At 43.4% G+C, this 17170-nt stretch carries 16 protein-coding genes; 10 read left to right on the top strand and 6 right to left on the bottom strand.

The window, feature by feature from the left end; all coding sequences use genetic code 11:
* The first annotated feature begins 101 nt into the window (after positions 1 to 101).
* Both G327_RS0103495 and arsJ read left to right on the top strand, forming a co-directional pair.
* Positions 102 to 1103, top strand: coding sequence for an ArsJ-associated glyceraldehyde-3-phosphate dehydrogenase (locus tag G327_RS0103495; RefSeq protein ID WP_019613378.1), 1002 nt, complete (start codon positions 102 to 104; stop codon positions 1101 to 1103).
* A gap of 56 nt (positions 1104 to 1159) precedes the next feature.
* Positions 1160 to 2395, top strand: coding sequence for an organoarsenical effux MFS transporter ArsJ (gene arsJ, locus G327_RS0103490; protein WP_019613377.1), 1236 nt, complete (start codon positions 1160 to 1162; stop codon positions 2393 to 2395).
* A 13-nt stretch (positions 2396 to 2408) separates the two neighbouring features.
* On the opposite strand, the gene G327_RS0103485 is transcribed toward arsJ, so the two are convergent.
* Together G327_RS0103485 and G327_RS0103480 are read right to left on the bottom strand one after the other, a co-directional pair.
* On the bottom strand, positions 2409 to 3575 hold the full coding sequence (locus G327_RS0103485; RefSeq protein WP_019613376.1) for a phosphoglycerate dehydrogenase: 1167 nt from the start codon (positions 3573 to 3575) through the stop codon (positions 2409 to 2411).
* 236 nt (positions 3576 to 3811) lie between these two features.
* Entirely contained in the window at positions 3812 to 5281 is a 1470-nt protein-coding gene (locus tag G327_RS0103480) for a glycoside hydrolase family 32 protein (protein WP_019613375.1), read from the bottom strand.
* Between the two features lie 374 nt (positions 5282 to 5655).
* Here G327_RS0103480 and G327_RS0103475 point away from each other — a divergent pair, with 374 nt between their 5' ends.
* The 8 genes from G327_RS0103475 (at position 5656) to G327_RS0103440 (ending at position 13574) form a co-directional block, all read left to right on the top strand.
* Positions 5656 to 6012 carry a hypothetical protein gene (locus tag G327_RS0103475; RefSeq protein WP_019613374.1) on the top strand — a complete coding sequence of 119 codons (357 nt, stop codon included), beginning with the start codon at positions 5656 to 5658 and terminating at the stop codon, positions 6010 to 6012.
* A gap of 230 nt (positions 6013 to 6242) precedes the next feature.
* Positions 6243 to 7373 carry a hypothetical protein gene (locus G327_RS0103470; RefSeq protein WP_019613373.1) on the top strand — a complete coding sequence of 377 codons (1131 nt, stop codon included), beginning with the start codon at positions 6243 to 6245 and terminating at the stop codon, positions 7371 to 7373.
* A 267-nt stretch (positions 7374 to 7640) separates the two neighbouring features.
* Positions 7641 to 7823, top strand: a complete 183-nt coding sequence (locus G327_RS0103465) for a hypothetical protein (RefSeq protein ID WP_019613372.1) — start codon at positions 7641 to 7643, stop codon at positions 7821 to 7823.
* Between the two features lie 304 nt (positions 7824 to 8127).
* Positions 8128 to 10416 carry a nitric-oxide reductase large subunit gene (locus tag G327_RS0103460; protein ID WP_019613371.1) on the top strand — a complete coding sequence of 763 codons (2289 nt, stop codon included), beginning with the start codon at positions 8128 to 8130 and terminating at the stop codon, positions 10414 to 10416.
* Positions 10417 to 10495: 79 nt separating this feature from the next.
* Complete coding sequence (locus tag G327_RS0103455; RefSeq protein WP_019613370.1) at positions 10496 to 10885, top strand: SirB2 family protein; 390 nt, start codon at positions 10496 to 10498, stop codon at positions 10883 to 10885.
* Positions 10886 to 10894: 9 nt separating this feature from the next.
* On the top strand, positions 10895 to 11515 hold the full coding sequence (locus G327_RS23920) for a class I SAM-dependent methyltransferase (RefSeq protein WP_019613369.1): 621 nt from the start codon (positions 10895 to 10897) through the stop codon (positions 11513 to 11515).
* Positions 11516 to 11874: 359 nt separating this feature from the next.
* Positions 11875 to 12318: an RrF2 family transcriptional regulator gene (locus G327_RS0103445; protein WP_019613368.1), complete on the top strand. Its 444-nt coding sequence runs from the start codon at positions 11875 to 11877 to the stop codon at positions 12316 to 12318.
* Positions 12319 to 12380: 62 nt separating this feature from the next.
* On the top strand, positions 12381 to 13574 hold the full coding sequence (locus G327_RS0103440; protein ID WP_019613367.1) for an NnrS family protein: 1194 nt from the start codon (positions 12381 to 12383) through the stop codon (positions 13572 to 13574).
* Between the two features lie 226 nt (positions 13575 to 13800).
* Here G327_RS0103440 and G327_RS0103430 read toward each other — a convergent pair whose 3' ends face one another.
* The 4 genes from G327_RS0103430 to tmk form a co-directional block, all read right to left on the bottom strand.
* On the bottom strand, positions 13801 to 14274 hold the full coding sequence (locus G327_RS0103430) for a hypothetical protein (protein ID WP_019613365.1): 474 nt from the start codon (positions 14272 to 14274) through the stop codon (positions 13801 to 13803).
* A gap of 197 nt (positions 14275 to 14471) precedes the next feature.
* Entirely contained in the window at positions 14472 to 15251 is a 780-nt protein-coding gene (locus G327_RS0103425) for a TatD family hydrolase (RefSeq protein ID WP_019613364.1), read from the bottom strand.
* A 145-nt stretch (positions 15252 to 15396) separates the two neighbouring features.
* Positions 15397 to 16419, bottom strand: a complete 1023-nt coding sequence (gene holB, locus G327_RS0103420; protein ID WP_019613363.1) for a DNA polymerase III subunit delta' — start codon at positions 16417 to 16419, stop codon at positions 15397 to 15399.
* Position 16420: 1 nt separating this feature from the next.
* Positions 16421 to 17092 carry a dTMP kinase gene (gene tmk, locus G327_RS0103415; RefSeq protein ID WP_019613362.1) on the bottom strand — a complete coding sequence of 224 codons (672 nt, stop codon included), beginning with the start codon at positions 17090 to 17092 and terminating at the stop codon, positions 16421 to 16423.
* Positions 17093 to 17170: the final 78 nt, after the last annotated feature.

Raw genomic sequence — 17170 nt, 5'->3', positions numbered from 1 at the left:
TTAAGCCATAATGCCATATATGTAAATTCATATATATGAATTTACATATGTTAATTTCCTATCTATACTGCACTTCACTACGGCTTAACAGGAAATGAAAAATGACAGTTAAAATAGGTATAAATGGTTTTGGACGTATCGGCAGATTAGCACTTCGCGCTTCTTTTGACTGGGCTGATGTTGAGTTTGTTCAGATCAATGATGCTGCCGGAGATGCCGAAGCTTTAGCGCATCTTCTTGAATTTGATTCTATCCAGGGACGCTGGCACCACCAGGTCAATTGTGATGGTGATGATATTGTTATCGGCAAAACTCGAATCAAGTGCACCAGCGAACGGAATTTAGATGCCGTAGACTGGAGCGCCTGCGATGTGGTACTTGAATCAACAGGTGTGCACCGCCAGGTAGATTTATTACAAAAATACTTAGATCAAGGCGTGCAGCGCGTTGTGGTATCAGCGCCGGTAAAAGATGACAGCGTACTGAATGTAGTAGTAGGCGTTAATGATCACCTGTTTGATAAGAACATCCACCGCATTGTTACAGCAGCTTCCTGTACGACTAACTGTATTGCTCCGGTTGTAAAAGTGATTCATGAAAAAATCGGCATTGAACATGCTTCTTTTACCACCATTCATAATTTAACTAATACCCAGACCATTCTTGACGCGCCGCATAAAGATCTGCGCCGGGCCAGAGCCTGCGGTATGAGTTTAATCCCGACCACCACCGGCTCTGCCAAAGCGGTTATTGATATTTTCCCTGAGCTCGAAGGTAAAATTGACGGTCACGCAGTACGTGTACCATTAGCGAATGCTTCATTAACCGATATCATTTTTAATGTCTCCCGTGATACGGATATAGAGGAAGTTAATACTTTATTAAAAGCAGCCTCACAGGATGAGCTGGCCGGAATTTTAGGTTTTGAAACACGCCCTCTGGTATCAATCGATTATAAAGGCGATCCGCGCTCAACGGTGGTTGACGCATTATCCACTATGGTGGTCAACAAACGCATGCTGAAAATCTATGCCTGGTACGATAACGAAATGGGTTACGCGACCAGAACGGCAGAGTTAATCCGCAAAGTGGGTCAGCCTTAACTAACATTATTACAGGCGGATCCTCTCCATCGGCCGCCTGTCATTGAGTGCTTATTATGTTTCATAAACTATCAGGACTTAGCAGAGATGTGCAGCAGTATATGCTGGTCACCTTTAACTACTGGAATTTTACACTGACCGACGGTGCGCTGCGCATGTTAGTGGTTTTACAATTTCATCAGCTAGGTTACAGCCCGCTGCAGATTGCTTCTCTATTTCTTTTTTATGAATTTTTCGGCGTCGTGACCAATTTGTTAGGCGGCTGGCTAGGCGCACACTTAGGCTTAAATAAAACCATGAATATTGGTTTAGCCATGCAGATAACGGCCTTAATGATGCTCGCCGTCCCCTCTGAGTTTTTAACGATTATCTGGGTGATGCTTGCACAGGCACTTTCAGGCATAGCTAAAGATCTTAATAAAATGAGCGCTAAAAGCGCCATTAAAACTTTAGTTCCCCCTGATCAACAGGGCGTTTTGTACAAGTGGATTGCCATACTGACCGGCTCTAAAAATGCGTTAAAAGGCTGTGGTTTTTTCCTTGGCGGTGTTTTACTCGTGGTAATTGGTTTTCAAGGGGCGGTACTTGCCATGGCGGCTGTATTAGCAGCGGTATTAACCTTAAGCCTTTTACTGTTAGACAAAAATATCGGCAAAGCTAAAAACAAAGTTAAGTTTTCACAGATATTTTCCAAAAGCCGGCCTATTAATATTCTTTCCGCAGCCCGCATGTTCCTGTTCGGCGCACGTGATATCTGGTTTGTGGTCGCCCTGCCTATCTATCTCGGCAGCGTATTCGGCTGGGATCATCTCTGGGTCGGTGGTTTTCTGGCTCTCTGGGTTATCGCCTATGGGATTGTACAGAGCCTGGCTCCTAAAATAACCGGAAAGTCGGCGGCTCCGGACGGCAAGTCTGCAATGAACTTGACGGCTCTGCTAGCACTGATCACTGTAATTATCGCATTAGCGATTCAGTATTCCTGGTTTCCCGAGTTCTCAATCATTGTCGGTTTATTGATTTTCGGTGCAGTGTTTGCGCTGACTTCATCGCTGCACTCTTACCTGATTGTCAGCTATGCCAGAGATGACGGTGTTTCACTTGATGTGGGTTTCTATTATATGGCGAATGCCATGGGCCGGTTAATCGGCACTATTTTATCCGGGTGGTTATACCAGTCCTACGGCATGGCGGCCTGTTTATGGTTTTCCTGCGCATTTTTAACCGCGGCGGCGCTGATATCTATCGTATTACCCCGTCATCAGCGGACAGCTGCAGAGAAGCAGGGAGCATAATGCTCCCTGCTTTTTACAAAGAACGCACAGCAATAACATGTTCGACTTTACGGATAGCTTCAATGAGTTCATCCTGCGGTTCGCTTTCCAGATCGATGATGTTATAACCGATATTATTACGGCTTTTATTCATCATATCTGTCACGTTGACATTTTTATCCGCCAGAATAGAAAGCACATTACCTAATACCCCGGCGACATTTTCATTAACAAAGGTGATCCGGTACGGGGTATTTCGCTCCAGGCTGATCGGCGGAAAGTTAACTGAGTTTTTAATATTTCCGTTTTCAAGAAACTCAATTAACTGGTTACAAGCCATTATCGCGCAGTTATCTTCAGCCTCTTCGGTGCTTGCGCCGAGGTGGGGCATAGGGATAACGTCTTCACGATGAATCATAGCGGCCGTTGGAAAGTCTGTGGCAAAATGGAGCAGCCTGCCGCTGTCAAGCGCTGCAGTAACAGCCTGCGCATCACACACTTCACCACGGGCAAAGTTAAGCAGACAGGATCCTTCTTTGATATGTGCCAGTGCTTCGCTGTTGATCAGATTTTTAGTCGCTTCCACCGCCGGGATATGCAGCGTAATATAATCACAGCGTGCCAGCAGCGAGTGCAGGTTTTCCATTTTCTCTATTTTGCTGGATAAACGCCATGCCGCATCAATTGAGATAGCCGGATCATAACCAACCACATTCATGCCTAGATCGATGCCCATATTGGCAACATTAGCGCCAATTGCCCCCAGGCCGACAACCCCTAATGTTTTAGCGGCTATTTCACTGCCCTTAAACTGTTTTTTAGCCAGCTCAAGCTCAGCACCTATTTTATCATCGCAAACATCAGTTAAAGCCCGGCAGTGGTTAATACCTTCAACAGCACCTCGAGAGCAAAGCAGCATAGCCAGCAGTACCAGCTCTTTAACGGCATTGGCATTCGCGCCCGGCGTATTAAAAACGACAATACCTTTCTGTGAGCATTTTTCAACGGGGATATTATTAACCCCGGCTCCGGCTCGGGCAACGGCTTTGACAGAATCAGGTAAAGGCTCATCATGCAGTTTGAAGCTGCGCAGTACCAGCGCATCCGGCAGACTAAGTGTACTCGCAACTTCATAGTTATCACGGCTAAAATTATCCAGGCCGATGCTGGCAATCTGATTATAAGTTCTAATTTGAAACATATTAATTCCTGTTTTTAAATCAAAAATTTACGTCAGAAACAGCTCGACGCAGGTGATAAGCAGCATTTAAGTATTGTCTCTGGGTGCCTTTTCCACAAGTAGAGCGGCAAAGCATTACCTGATACAGATCAAAGAGATGAAAAACAATGTCTAAACTGGAGGTAATAAGAAACGCTTTGTTGTAAGGCAGGTAAGATTGTAATGCAGGACTGCACTTAAGCAGTCCTGCTTAATTATTATTTATTCCATATATCCTGCAGACGCCATGCGGAAAACTGCTCAATATCAACCCGGCCGTTTTCAGCAAAAACCTTAACATCCAGACTGGACTGACTTGGATAGATTCGGCTGGTTAATGCAGCTTCCCCCTGATTAACAAATATTTCAACGGATGACCTGTCCAGGAAAATATGCAGTTCAATAACGCCGTCAAGTGCGTCAACGGCAGCACTGCGTACCCCCTGCATATTCTGACCAGATAAATTTCTATCAATAAATACCCGCCCGGCCATGGCATCATAACCAATCAGCGTCTGTTCAAAGGGAGTCTCACCGCACCGCAGCATCAATCCAAAACGCTCGGCACCAGCCTGTGCCAGCGAGAAACAAATTTTCAGTTCCAGCATTTCTTCCTGAATACCGATAAACTGAACTTCATTATTAATACTCTTGCGGCAAACTGGATTTAGCTTCTCACAACGCAAAGACTGCAGTTCAACCACCGGTATCTGGCGCAGTTTATTGTCGGCATCTAACTGCAGTTCACGCGGCAGTGTAAGCGCTCCCGCCCAGCCTTTTTTCTGTGTAGGCATATTACTTTCCCACATATCCATCCAGGCAATGCCCACACGACGCCCATCGGCTGCTGTAAATGTCTGTAGTGCATAAAAATCATGGCCATGATCCAGCTCTTCAAACTTATCAAAAGTAAAAGTGCCCTGCTCTTTATCAAACTGACCAACCATATAACCATTTTGAAAAAGGCTGCGGTTATCATAACCCGAAGCCTGCATCCCCTGTGGGGAACAGATAAGAACCTGTTTTCCTGCCATGCTGAAAAAATCCGGGCATTCCCACATAAACCCCATTGATTTATCTGCTTCAGCAAGCACACTGATAAAAGACCATTCATGCAGGTCATCTGACTGGTAATAACCGATCTGTCCGGTTTCACCATCGCGCATACCAACAACCATGTGCCATCTGTTTTCTTCACGCCACACTTTAGGATCTCGGAAATGAATCATGCCGTTTTTAGGCGGCAGCGGCATAACAATGCCCTGTTTTTCAAAAATAAGTCCGTCTCGGCTTGTTGCTAGACACTGTACCTGGCGCATCTGCGAATCATCGCCCTCTTCTCCTAACCAGATACTGCCGGTATAGAAAAGAGCCAGCTGTTCACCATCACTAACAGCAGAACCTGAAAAACAGGCCCCCTCCTCACCCGGAGCCAATGCCACAGACTGATGCTGCCAATGCACCATATCTGTGGAAGTAACATGCCCCCAGTGCATCGGCCCCCAGTTTTCAGAAAAAGGGTGATGCTGATAAAACGCATGATACGTGCCATTATGAAAACACAAGCCGTTAGGATCATTAAGCCAGCCGGCGGGTGGTGAAATATGAAAACCGGGACGGTGACAGCAGTTAATTTCTGCAGTTTTCAGTGCAAGTATCTGGTTCGCTTTTTGTACATCGTTAATCATAATTATTCCATCACTGAGTTAAATTACAGGCTGTCTACCGCGGTCAAAATTGTTAATTTCTAGCACTGAAGCTGATAATAGCTAGATGCCTGAGCCGTGAACTGCTCTACACAGACAAATAACACTACCCAATATGTAGTGTTATTTTGCGGATTTTATGAGCATCTAGCTGACAGCAACAAGTTCATAGAGGGGTTTATGTGATCTTAATTAGAGAAACCGATAAAAAACCATTCAAAACTTGGCTGACATCGCAAAGAGTGAATCGATTCAGCAAATGTGAAATTCGCAGTTAGAGAGAATTGAGACTATTTATTAAGCATTGCTGTTTTTAAAAGATATCGCTTTAGCGATCCCTATGAGACAATTCTGCTATGAAAATATACCCTCATATATATAAAGCACCTGTCCGTGTTTTACGCATTGGCAGACGACGTTTCTGGTTGCGTTTAAAACGTGACCTGCTGGTTTTGAAAGGTGCATTAGCGCAGGAAAAGCGGGAAACCAAAGAGATGCTGCTCACCTATAAACGTTATACGAAAAAACAAGCTACGCAGGAAGAGATGCAGGCGGCCAATAAACAGTTTGCAGACATCTTAAAAGGATTAGGACTAGGTATGTTTGCTGTATTACCTTTCGCCCCGCTCACCATACCTTTAATCGTTAAGCTGGGTAAAATTGTTGGTGTTGATGTACTGCCGAGTTCATTTAATAAAGACTCGGAAAAGTAAAATACACGCGGTAGACCAGGCTATTCATTGCTCAATTACTTGAAATAACAACTAAATGTAACAACTTCAATAACAAAGTGTGCACCAGCCTATGGTTTCACAACCGTTATTTTGCCAGAATAAAATATATAAGCATTAGATGCACAACATAGCAAAAAAGCATCTGTTCTTCCTGTACCCTTATAAAGTGCTGATATGAAATAATTAACGGAATAATTAGGAGTAAAGCGATGCCGTTATCTGACAATCCATCATTTGAAGAAATAACCATAGAACAACAGAGAGTTAAAAAAAATAAAGCCGCGGTAATGGAAAAGATTAACCTGCAGGGGCGAATGTCTCAGGGGTTCAGATTAGTTAATAACAAAAACTACCAGGTCAAACTGCAGAAGTTAAAAGATAAAATTAATTCTTATCAATATGCGGACCTTGCGAATAAAAAGCAGGATCAGTCAATGCTCGACATTATGACTAATAAGAACTCTTTAGCTAATTACCTGGAGCAGGACTGCAAAGAAAAAAGACAAAACCAGACGCTTGATTTTAAATCCCATAATCAGATTGCCAATACCCAGTTAAAAAGAAAACAGTTATTCATGATGTTTCAGGAAACCATTGAAGCACAGGAAGAATTAAAAGAATACGCCGTTCAGATAGCATCAGTATGTAACGGTATAGTTAAACAGCCTCCAGGCGCTTATTTCGGCGTTAAAGATTTCCACGGTGCATTAGACAAAATAACCAACCGCAAAAGAAGCTATGATATCGGTGATCTTAAAGATGCGGCCAGAATGACCATTATTTTTGAAAATATCGAAGATATGACTGCCGCTAAAGCCATGATCTCATTAACCAAAGAATTTACCGAACTGCAGCATTTTCAGTCATCAATGAAAGACAGGTACGGCACAGGTAAAGGGGCAAATGCCAAATATAACTGCGGTGCAACGGCTGCCGGGTATAAAGATATCAAGTTCTTTCTTAAAACCAGTAACGGGCACATTGGCGAGCTGCAGCTTAATACGCAGAACATGATGGCGGCCAAAAAAAACGGCCATATCATCTATGACATACTGCGTGACGGCGGCGCATTAGATAAAGCCTTTACAATTACCAATAGAGAAGTTATTGCCAAGGTCAGCAGAAACATGAGTGATAAATGGTTTAACTTTGTCAGAACAAGAGTACCCAAAGCTAAATTAGAGCTGCTGGAGATTGAAAAAATACTGGAACGCTTAAAAAACAATGTCAGCCGCGGCAACCACAGTTTAACTGTCAGTTTAAAGGAAATTAAATCACTCTCAACCGTCAGTCTTTTAATTTATGAACAAGGTGATAATGCAAGAGTGCTGTTAGATTAAAAGCAGCTGACTGTAGAATCCATTACTGAAAAATGCCTTTAGCTGCAGTGCAGAGGCATTAATTTATCTGCCCTCAAATAAACAAATATCCGCAATAAATCAGATCCGTGCCTTTACCTTTCCTGTTTTATAGAAGCAAATAAATAAACAACTTAATTTCAATAAGTTAAAATCACATTCTGCGCTGTTCTCATCTTCTGTGAAATAACGCGGGATCTGTGTTTATAAGCTAAAATTAATAGTGTGGAGTTATAAAAGGTTATTTTTATGTACGACTTTATTGAAACCCTGATTTTAAGGGACCAGGCGGCTGAAGAGCTATTTTTTGAAGCCATGGAAGATAAATTAAAACAGCAGGCAAAAGCTGACCGAAGGAAAGTAAAACCAAGAGGAGAGGTACATGTTTATATCGATGATAAAGATCATAAATACTACTTCCATCCTCATTAACCATAGCAAGCCGACACTTACAGGTCGGCTTTCTCTTTGCCTTAAACAAAGATCTTAGTTAAAACACCTGCCGATACAATATTCTTTTAATTCCTTCGCGACTCCAGCAATACAATTACTACTCCCCCCTCACACTGTCAATATGACAAACAACTGTCATTTGGACAATAAAAACAACTGTCCTTTTGACAGAAATCTCTAATAAATCATCAACATAATCCTTTCAATACAACAATTTACACATTGGCATGTATATTGATATATGTGCAGCATCGATTATAAGAATAAACCTATGGAGAGGATTATGAGTAGAAATAAAATCACCGCAATAGCACTGCTTGCTGTACTGATTGCTTCCTTCACGGTACTGCTAAGTTTAGGCAGTGATATCTATCGGGAAAAACCCCCAATCCCGAACGCCTATGTTGATCTAAACGGGCAGATTATATTCACTAAAAATGATATTGAGCAGGGCCAGCTGGTCTGGCGTTCAATGGGCGGGCATCAGCTTGGTTCCGTTTGGGGACACGGTTCTTATGTCGCACCGGACTGGACGGCAGACTGGCTGCATCGTGAAGCACAGGCCTGGCTTAATATAACGGCTCAGCAGCGCTACCAGCAGCCGTTTGATGCACTCGACAGCGAAGTTCAAGCAGGCTTAGAGCTGGCACTGCGCAATGATATGCGTCATAACAGTATTGCATTACAGGAAAATGGTGTGGCTGAAATCAGCCTGTCTGCGGCACGTGCAGCCGCAATTAAACAGGTGGCAGCTCATTACCTGTCATTATTCGGCAGCGATCCTGAGCTGTCTTCACTTAGAGAGCAGTATGCGATGAAAGAAGGGACGGTCCCTTCACTTGAGCGCCGTGAAAAACTTAATGCCTTTCTATTCTGGGGCGCCTGGGCCGCGATTACTGAACGTCCGAATGAGAATTACACTTACACCAACAACTGGCCGTTTGATCCGCAGCTGGGTAATACACCAACATCTAGCAACATAGTCTGGTCAATTCTCAGCATCATTACCCTGATTGCCGGGATCGGCGGTCTTGTCTGGTATCATGCCGGCGCTAAGCACGATCCTCTGCCTAAACCGGCGGCTCAGGATCCGCTGTTTTTCACTAAACCCACTAAATCTCAAAAAGCGGTGACTAAATATTTTGTTACCGCAATCGGCCTGTTTCTACTGCAGATTCTGCTCGGCGGCATAACCGCTCACTATGCCGTTGAAGGACAAAATTTCTACGGCTTTCCATTAGCAGAAATTCTACCTTACTCAGTCACACGTACCTGGCACACCCAGCTTGCCGTATTCTGGATTGCTACCGCCTGGTTAGGCACTGGCCTTTATATTGCTCCAGCACTGTCCGGTCATGAACCAAAATTCCAGCGCATCGGGGTAAATATACTCTGGGCTGCGCTGGTTGTTATCGTTCTCGGCTCTATGGCTGGTGAATGGCTAGGCGTTCAGCAGTACTTTGATCTGGATATGAACTTCCTGTTCGGTCATCAGGGTTATGAATATATCGATCTAGGCCGGGTCTGGCAGATCCTGCTGTTAATCGGTCTGTTTATCTGGCTGGCCCTGGTAACAGCAGCCATCCGTCCGGCACTTAAAAAACAGGGTCAGATGACTCCTGTTATCTGGGTGCTGTACGCCTCTTGTGTTGCTATCGGTTTATTCTACGGTGCAGGCCTGTTCATGGGTAAGCACACCAATCTAGCGATTGCCGAATACTGGCGCTGGTGGGTTGTGCATCTGTGGGTGGAAGGCTTCTTTGAAACCTTTGCAACCTCTGTTATCGCGCTGATGCTGGTACGTTTAGGGCTTATTCGCGCACGCAGTGCTAATGCGGCAGTATTATTCACCACTGTTATCTTCCTCACCGGAGGTCTGATTGGTACTCTGCATCACTTGTATTTCACTGGTGCACCGACATCTGTTATCGCCTGGGGTGCTGTCTTCTCTGCCCTTGAGGTTGTCCCGTTAGCTTTGATCGGTTTTGAAGCAGTTGAAAGCTACCGTATGCGCAGCGCAGCTCCCTGGATGGTACGTTACAAGTGGGCGATTATGTTTTTTGTCGCAACCGCATTCTGGAACTTAATAGGTGCCGGCGTACTTGGTTTTCTTATCAACCCGCCGATTGCGCTGTACTTTATTCAAGGTTTAAATACCACCGCGACCCATGCCCATGCGGCCTTTATGGGCGTATACGGTATGCTGGGTATCGGCCTGATGCTCTTCTGCCTGCGTGGTATCAGCGGCAGCTTAGTCTGGAATGACAAGTATCTTAAGGGCGCATTCTGGACATTAAATATCGGCCTGGCGGCTATGGTATTTATGTCGCTGCTGCCTGTTGGTCTGACACAGTTCTTCGCGGTGCTGGAAAATGGTTACTGGTACGGGCGTTCACCTGAAGTGATTCATAGCCCGCTGGTTGAAACCTTAGTCTGGCTGCGTGTTCCCGGAGATGTACTGTTTGGTTTAGGCGGCATGCTGCTGGCTCTGTTCCTGTTTGACCTGCTGAAAAAGAGCCTGGTTAAAAAGCCGGTTGGCGATACTGCGGAAGATTTAACAGCTAAAATCTAAAGACTTTATCGATTTGTTAACAGGGGGCGATGCCCCCTTTTTCAAAATATTTTCAATACAGTTACAACAGGCGCTTAAAATGGATTATTTACTGGTTAAAAATATGCATATGGGAGCAGCTTATCTTAGTATCAGTTTGTTTATTTTCCGCTCAGCCTTATCGGTAAGCGGATCGGCACTGCTGCAGCATAAGCTGATAAAAACAATACCCCATGTGATTGATACCGTGTTACTGCTCTGCGCTATTTACCTGATGTTCACTATTGAGCAGTATCCATTTGTTAACAGCTGGCTGACAGCTAAATTTATTGCCCTGACAGCTTATATCGCAGCAGGTACAATTGCACTTAAACGCGGAAAAAGCGCAGTGATCCGTTTTTGGGCAGCCCTTATTGCCGTGGTAATTTTTATCTATATTATCGGTGCAGCAAAAAATCACCACGCACTATCCTGGTTAACAACACTTTAAGGTTCGAAAATGTCAGCCTCAGCATTATTAAAACAACACCTTTCACTACTCAAACAGAATGCTAAACCCGTACTGGATCTCGCCTGCGGCTCTGGCCGTAACGGCCTTTATCTGCTTAAGCACAATATTCCAACCGTCTTTGCTGATAAAAGCACACTGGCATTAGAAAAAATAACAGCATTAGCACTGATGCCCGCCCCGCACTGCCGGCAGGTTGATTTCGAAACAAATCAGCAGCATCTACAGGCAGACAGTTATCAGGCTATTATAGTTTTTCGTTATTTACACCGCCCGTTAATGGAGCAGATTAAACAGGCAGTATGTTCCGGTGGCATCGTTATCTATGAAACCTTTACCATAGAAAACAGGCAGTTCGGCCGGCCTAACCGAGAACAGTTTCTACTACAGCCGGGAGAATTAAAGCAGCTGTTCAACGGCTGGCAGTGTTTATACCCGTTATCAATCAAAATGCATTTATCAGTCGTTAGCTCGGATACCAAGACAAGGCGCAGCATGATGACAATGGCGGCCCCTTATCGAATGCTGCAACGCAGTATTGGTTTTCGAGCTAGCGACCCACGGGGCAAGCCGTTAGGTAAACATCTTCGTTGTTGTGAAGTCTCGATTTAACCCGTTAGATCTTCACCTTCACGCCTAGAACCTGTTCACCTCACGACTTGCTGATTTTTGCATATTGAATGATAACGGGTATATATTATTTTGAAGGCATTAAAACCAACCCGGATCGGGCTGTTGCGCAGATAGTATGTCGAAAACCATAAATATCGCCGCCAGCTTTATCTTCACTTAAAAGTCATTTCCCTTATCTTTTAAACAGACTTATCAGCTCACTCAAACAGGCGCAACCACAGCGCCTCAGTCAATTTTTTTCAATACTGCAGCACATTTTTTTAAAAAAAGTTTTACAGAAGCGCTTAAAGATGTAAAATAAATACATCTTTAGGTTTCAGCAGCATCAGGGCACTAAAATGCACATTACCCGTTACACCGATTACTCACTGCGCGTGCTTATTTATTTAGCCGTTAATAACAATCAGCTGGCAACAATCAACGAAATTGCCAAAAGCTATGATATTTCTAAAAATCATCTTATGAAGATTGTTCAGCAGCTCAATGTTAAAGAGCATTTATTAGCAGTGCGCGGTAAAAACGGCGGTATTAAATTAAACCGCCAGCCCAGTGATATTAATATCGGCAGCCTGGTACGGGAAATCGAAGATAAAAATAAATTAGTCGAATGCTTTGCTGAAAACAACCAGTGTGTGATCACTCCAGACTGTCAGTTAAAACGTATCTTTGCTGAAGCTCAAGAGAATTTTTTCAAAACATTAGATAAATACACATTAGCGGACCTGCTCGGCGAAGATAAGCACAATGCGCTGGCAGGATTACTGGCTATTGAGGTTTTATAAGATGAAATCAGCAGCAGATAAAACCAGCCGTTTAACGAAACGAATACTTTGAGACTCTAACTATGATCAATATTTCCAACCCTAAAAGCAGTAATGCCCCTCAACCGAAAACGGCATTTCTGGAGTTCGCATTTCGCCCTTTCTTTTTATTCGCTTCCCTGCAGAGCATAATTGCGCTGCTTTTGTGGAATGGGTTATTAACCGGCAGCTTTAGTCTTAACCTCTATGGCGGTTCCCTGTGGTGGCATATACATGAGATGTTATTCGGCTTTGCGGCGGCTGTTATTGTTGGTTTTTTATTAACTGCAGTACAAAACTGGTCAGGAGTACGCAGCTTAAATGGTAAAGGTTTACTGCTTCTAGTGTGTGTCTGGTTAACAGGCCGGGTATTATTTTTCTTCCCGGATAATATCAGCCACTGGATTATTGCCCTTATTGATATCGCTTTTTTACCTTTATCTGCAGCGGCACTCGCTTACCCGATTATAAAAGTAAAACTGTGGCGCAACTTAATGTTTGTCCCGATATTATTAATCATGGCTGCCTGTAATGCTGCTATGCATTACAGTATTGCTTCACAGAATCCTCTATTAATGAATTCAGCGTCTTCCTCTATGGTGTTATTAGTTACCCTGGTGATGACAATTATGGGCGGCAGGGTTTTTCCCATGTTCACCGCAAACGGCACCCGGACGCCACGTGTCGATGCTATCAGCTGGTTAGAAAAACTCACTATCGGCAGTACCATTTTAGCTGTATTAAGCGGCTCTGGTTTTATTGAATTACCGGCACTGCTGACTGCAGTGATCTTTTTTACAGCAGCGGCCGCTCATACCGTACGTATGCTGCGCTGGAAAATCTGGGTAACCCTAAAAACACCGTTAGTCTGGTCTCTGCATTTAAGCTACTGGTGCATTGCTATCGGTCTGTTTATGTACGGATTATCGCAAATCACATTTTCAGTTTCTCACTCACAGGCAATTCACGCATTAACGGTCGGTGCAATGGGCACTATGATCCTGTCGATGATTTCACGTGTTTCTTTAGGGCACACAGGCAGAATGATTGTGGTAGGTAAAATAATGTCAGGCGCTTTTGCAGCTCTTATTTTAGCTTTTATTGTCAGAGTATTCGGCAGCTACTGGATCACTAATTACAGCCATGTTATTACCCTGGCTGTAGGGCTTTGGGTAATAGGTTACGGCAGTTTTATCGCGCTTTATTTTCCAATCTTAATTAAGCCGCGTGTTAACTAAACAAGCACAAACAGATAAAAACCAACGCATATAAAATGCATTTTAATTTAAATATAAAGGAGAACAATATGAGTTGTTGCGGTCAATGTGGTGGTACTAACCACGAAGAGAAAAAACCAGAAGAAACTGAACAACAAGAAAAATCTGCACAAGAGTAAACAGTTAAAAATCCAGTCACAGATCCTGTGCCTGGATTTTTTATTTATGCACTATAGCAACAGTACTTTTATTCCTCATTAAGTTCCTGCCAGCCGGAGTCAGGATCATTACCAAAACAGTCTAGTGATGCCCTTGCGATATATACATGACGACAATATCGTCCTTTGTAAACAGGCAGTGCACTACCAGGCAGTTCAACAGCAGCCTGCCACTCATAGCTCTGGTTAGCATCAAGCACCTGCCCTTCTGAAACAGTCAGTTCAACTTCAGTTGTTGAACATCTGGCTGTGACTATTTCAGTACGCCTTTCCTGCTCTCCATCTGACTCGTAGACTACATCTGTGTCCGGAACTTCAACCTCTTCCCGCCCTTGTATCTGCAGATAGACCCGGTTCACTTTTAAACTGGCATCCTGAATCTGAGCTCTGACTGTCACTACAAACGGTTCATCAAAGTTTACCGGTTCTGAATCAATATAAACTTTGGCAGCCCCGCCGGTAATCGAATTTTTTAAGGATTTTACTTTATCGAATAGTCCCATATTTTCGCTTCCCTTCATGTTTACTGTTAACTGATTTATTCACGACACGCATAGTAAGTTTTATTTACTGATAAAACTTAGACCATAATAAAGATTTTAAACAGCCGGTTGTTGTCACACATTGCTCTTGGGCAGAAAATGAACCAGCCTGTACAGGGCTGGTTTCAAGTTTATCGAAGGGGAGCTAATGAGTATTTTTATGCTCTCTTAGCTTGAGAAAACAAGTTAAAGAAGTTATCAGTAGTGACTTTTGCTAACTCTTCAAATGTCACTCCTTTTAACTGTGCGACAAACTTAGCAACATCTCTTGTGTAAGCGGGTTCGTTCTCCTGACCTCGATGCGGCACAGGAGCTAAATAGGGAGAGTCAGTTTCAACTAACAAACGATCCAGAGGAATCTCTTTAATGGTAGCCTGTAACTCTTTGGCATTTTTAAAGGTGACAATGCCGGAAACGGAAATATAAAAGCCCATTTCCATCGCCGCCTGCGCCATTTCTAAGGATTCAGTAAAACAATGCAGTACACCGCCTACCTGCTCGGCACCTTCTTCACGAAGAATGTTCAGCGTTTCTTCACGTGCATCTCGAGTATGTACAATTAAGGGTTTATTCACCTTTTTAGCGATACGTATCTGCGCGCGAAAAGAAGCTTCCTGCTGCGCTTTATTATCCGGAGAATAGAAAAAATCTAACCCTGTTTCACCCAGTGCGACCACTTTTTCATGGTTCGCATATTCAAGTAACAGCGCCTCATCAACGACCTCATCCTGATGTAAAGGGTGCATGCCGGCCGAACAGAAGATTTGCGGAAAAGATGCGGTTAATTCCGCCATTGCCGGGTATTTTTTTACTTCGACACAAACACTAAGCAGATAATTAATCCCCTTCTCTTGTGCTTTGTTTACCACATCGGTCAAATCTTTATGCCTGTTTTTATAATCTAAGCCGTCGAGGTGACAATGAGAATCCACTAACATATTTCTAAACCCTATCTTTTATAATACTTATAACTGTTCAGCTGTAAGTCATTTTGTTTGAGGTCAAGGAGAAAGCACGGAGTTTATAAGTATAAATGAGTACTTTCGACACCGAGATCGAACCAAATGACGACGAGATGAATAGTTATTTAAATTCATTTTTAATTTTTATCAATAACGCATTAATTAATAATTCTTTTTTCAATCCAGAATGGTCAACTAATAATTTTCGTGTTTGTAATAACTCTGAGCTTAAATAACGCAGACTTTTCAGAGTAATCTGTGCCTGCCAGATCTGCAGCTGCGGTAAAGCAAAACTGTAAACAGCATCCCTGTTCATGACACTTTCTGACAGCTTTAACTTATGCAGATCATGAAGTAGATGAAACAAAAGCTGTAGGCGCTGTTCTACTGATTCAGCTAAAAACTGACTAAAAGTAAACAGTGACTCAGGCTGATTAAGCAGTGAGAATAAACCTTCAACACAGTTTCTACGTTCATCTTCCGAGGTCGAAACCTGCACGCTGTGCAGGTGATTCAATAAAGATAACGGACTGTTTTGAAATAGTCTCAGTAAACCAATATCCTGAATATTAAAACCCAGATCAGATAACCAGGCTAACAGATCAGCATCACCGGGAGTATGCAGATGTGTATGCTGTAGACGACTCAGTAAGGTCGGCATTAGCTGGTGGTGTGTACGGGTTAGTAAAATTAGATAACTGTTACCCTGCGGTTCTTCTAACGTTTTAAGCAGCGCATTAGCAGCCGGAACCGTTAAGGTATTGGCATTTTTGATGATCACAACTTTATTGTCACCTAAATGCGGGCGCTCATTAAGCGTATCAATTAATGAGCGGACCTGTTCGATACCAATCGATTTATTCGCCTCATTCTGCAGCAGATGAAAATCTAAATGGTTACTAACGGTAAATAACTTACATGAGTGGCACTGATTACATGGCCCCTGCGGCGTCTGCTTGTTACTGCATAACAGGTATTGAGCCATATCTTGAGCAACTTTAAATTTACCAACCCCCGCATTACCGGTTAGCAGTATCCCATGCGCAAATCGACCGCTCTGGTAATGTTCCTGCAGCTGTTCAAAGACAGGTTTTAACCAGGGGGTAGAAACCTCTGTTAGCGGAGTATTTTCATCTAAAGGCATATCAGGCAAGCTCTATTAACCATTTATCTAATTGCGCAAAAATCGCTTTTTCAACTAATTCCGGCGTCTGCCCGGCATCAATAGTCACTGTATTCGCATCATTTTCTGCTAATGAGATAAATACATTTCGAGTACGTTCAAAGAAGTCAATAGCCTGACGTTCAATGCGGTCTAATTCCCCGCGCCCTCGGGCCCGGCTTAAGCCAAGCTCCGGATCAATATCTAAATACAGGGTAAAGTCGGCCTTAAAATCACCTAATGCAACCTGTTTGATATCTTCAATAAGTTTCAGATCGATACCGCGCCCACCGCCTTGGTATGCAAGCGAGGAGTAGTTATGACGGTCACCAATAACCACTTTGCCGTTAGCCAAAGCAGGTTTAATAATATGTTCAACTAACTGCACGCGCGCGGCATACAGCACCAGTAATTCGGCTTTATCCTGCAGTGTTTCGCCCTGCACGTCCATTTTTACAATATCACGCATTTTTTCGGCAAGCTCGGTGCCGCCTGGCTCACGTGTATAGGTTACTTTCTCAGCAGGCATATTCTGTAATGCCAGCCATTTACCGATATAAGAGATAGCGGTACTTTTACCCGCCCCTTCCAGGCCTTCAATAACAATAAATTTACTGGCTAACTTTTGCACTGCTGACTCTTTTAAAACCGACATGTAGTTACTTTCCTGAAATAATATTTTAAACGGCGCGATTATACCCTTTTAAAGAGCAGCGGTCATATTAACTATGCA

Origin of the sequence: Psychromonas ossibalaenae ATCC BAA-1528 (genome assembly GCF_000381745.1) — a bacterium.
Classification (GTDB): Bacteria; Pseudomonadota; Gammaproteobacteria; order Enterobacterales; family Psychromonadaceae; genus Psychromonas; species Psychromonas ossibalaenae.
Note: the sequence above shows the minus strand (reverse complement) of the source record. Positions and strands in the feature narration are given on the sequence as shown.

Bases quoted from the DNA above. Each gene is read 5' to 3' on its own strand.
- G327_RS0103495 (WP_019613378.1), top strand. From the start codon at position 102: ATGACAGTTAAAATAGGTATAAATGGTTTTGGACGTATCGGCAGATTA.
- arsJ (WP_019613377.1), top strand. From the start codon at position 1,160: ATGTTTCATAAACTATCAGGACTTAGCAGAGATGTGCAGCAGTATATG.
- G327_RS0103485 (WP_019613376.1), bottom strand. From the start codon at position 3,575: ATGTTTCAAATTAGAACTTATAATCAGATTGCCAGCATCGGCCTGGAT.
- G327_RS0103480 (WP_019613375.1), bottom strand. From the start codon at position 5,281: ATGATTAACGATGTACAAAAAGCGAACCAGATACTTGCACTGAAAACT.
- G327_RS0103475 (WP_019613374.1), top strand. From the start codon at position 5,656: ATGAAAATATACCCTCATATATATAAAGCACCTGTCCGTGTTTTACGC.
- G327_RS0103470 (WP_019613373.1), top strand. From the start codon at position 6,243: ATGCCGTTATCTGACAATCCATCATTTGAAGAAATAACCATAGAACAA.
- G327_RS0103465 (WP_019613372.1), top strand. From the start codon at position 7,641: ATGTACGACTTTATTGAAACCCTGATTTTAAGGGACCAGGCGGCTGAA.
- G327_RS0103460 (WP_019613371.1), top strand. From the start codon at position 8,128: ATGAGTAGAAATAAAATCACCGCAATAGCACTGCTTGCTGTACTGATT.
- G327_RS0103455 (WP_019613370.1), top strand. From the start codon at position 10,496: ATGGATTATTTACTGGTTAAAAATATGCATATGGGAGCAGCTTATCTT.
- G327_RS23920 (WP_019613369.1), top strand. From the start codon at position 10,895: ATGTCAGCCTCAGCATTATTAAAACAACACCTTTCACTACTCAAACAG.
- G327_RS0103445 (WP_019613368.1), top strand. From the start codon at position 11,875: ATGCACATTACCCGTTACACCGATTACTCACTGCGCGTGCTTATTTAT.
- G327_RS0103440 (WP_019613367.1), top strand. From the start codon at position 12,381: ATGATCAATATTTCCAACCCTAAAAGCAGTAATGCCCCTCAACCGAAA.
- G327_RS0103430 (WP_019613365.1), bottom strand. From the start codon at position 14,274: ATGGGACTATTCGATAAAGTAAAATCCTTAAAAAATTCGATTACCGGC.
- G327_RS0103425 (WP_019613364.1), bottom strand. From the start codon at position 15,251: ATGTTAGTGGATTCTCATTGTCACCTCGACGGCTTAGATTATAAAAAC.
- holB (WP_019613363.1), bottom strand. From the start codon at position 16,419: ATGCCTTTAGATGAAAATACTCCGCTAACAGAGGTTTCTACCCCCTGG.
- tmk (WP_019613362.1), bottom strand. From the start codon at position 17,092: ATGTCGGTTTTAAAAGAGTCAGCAGTGCAAAAGTTAGCCAGTAAATTT.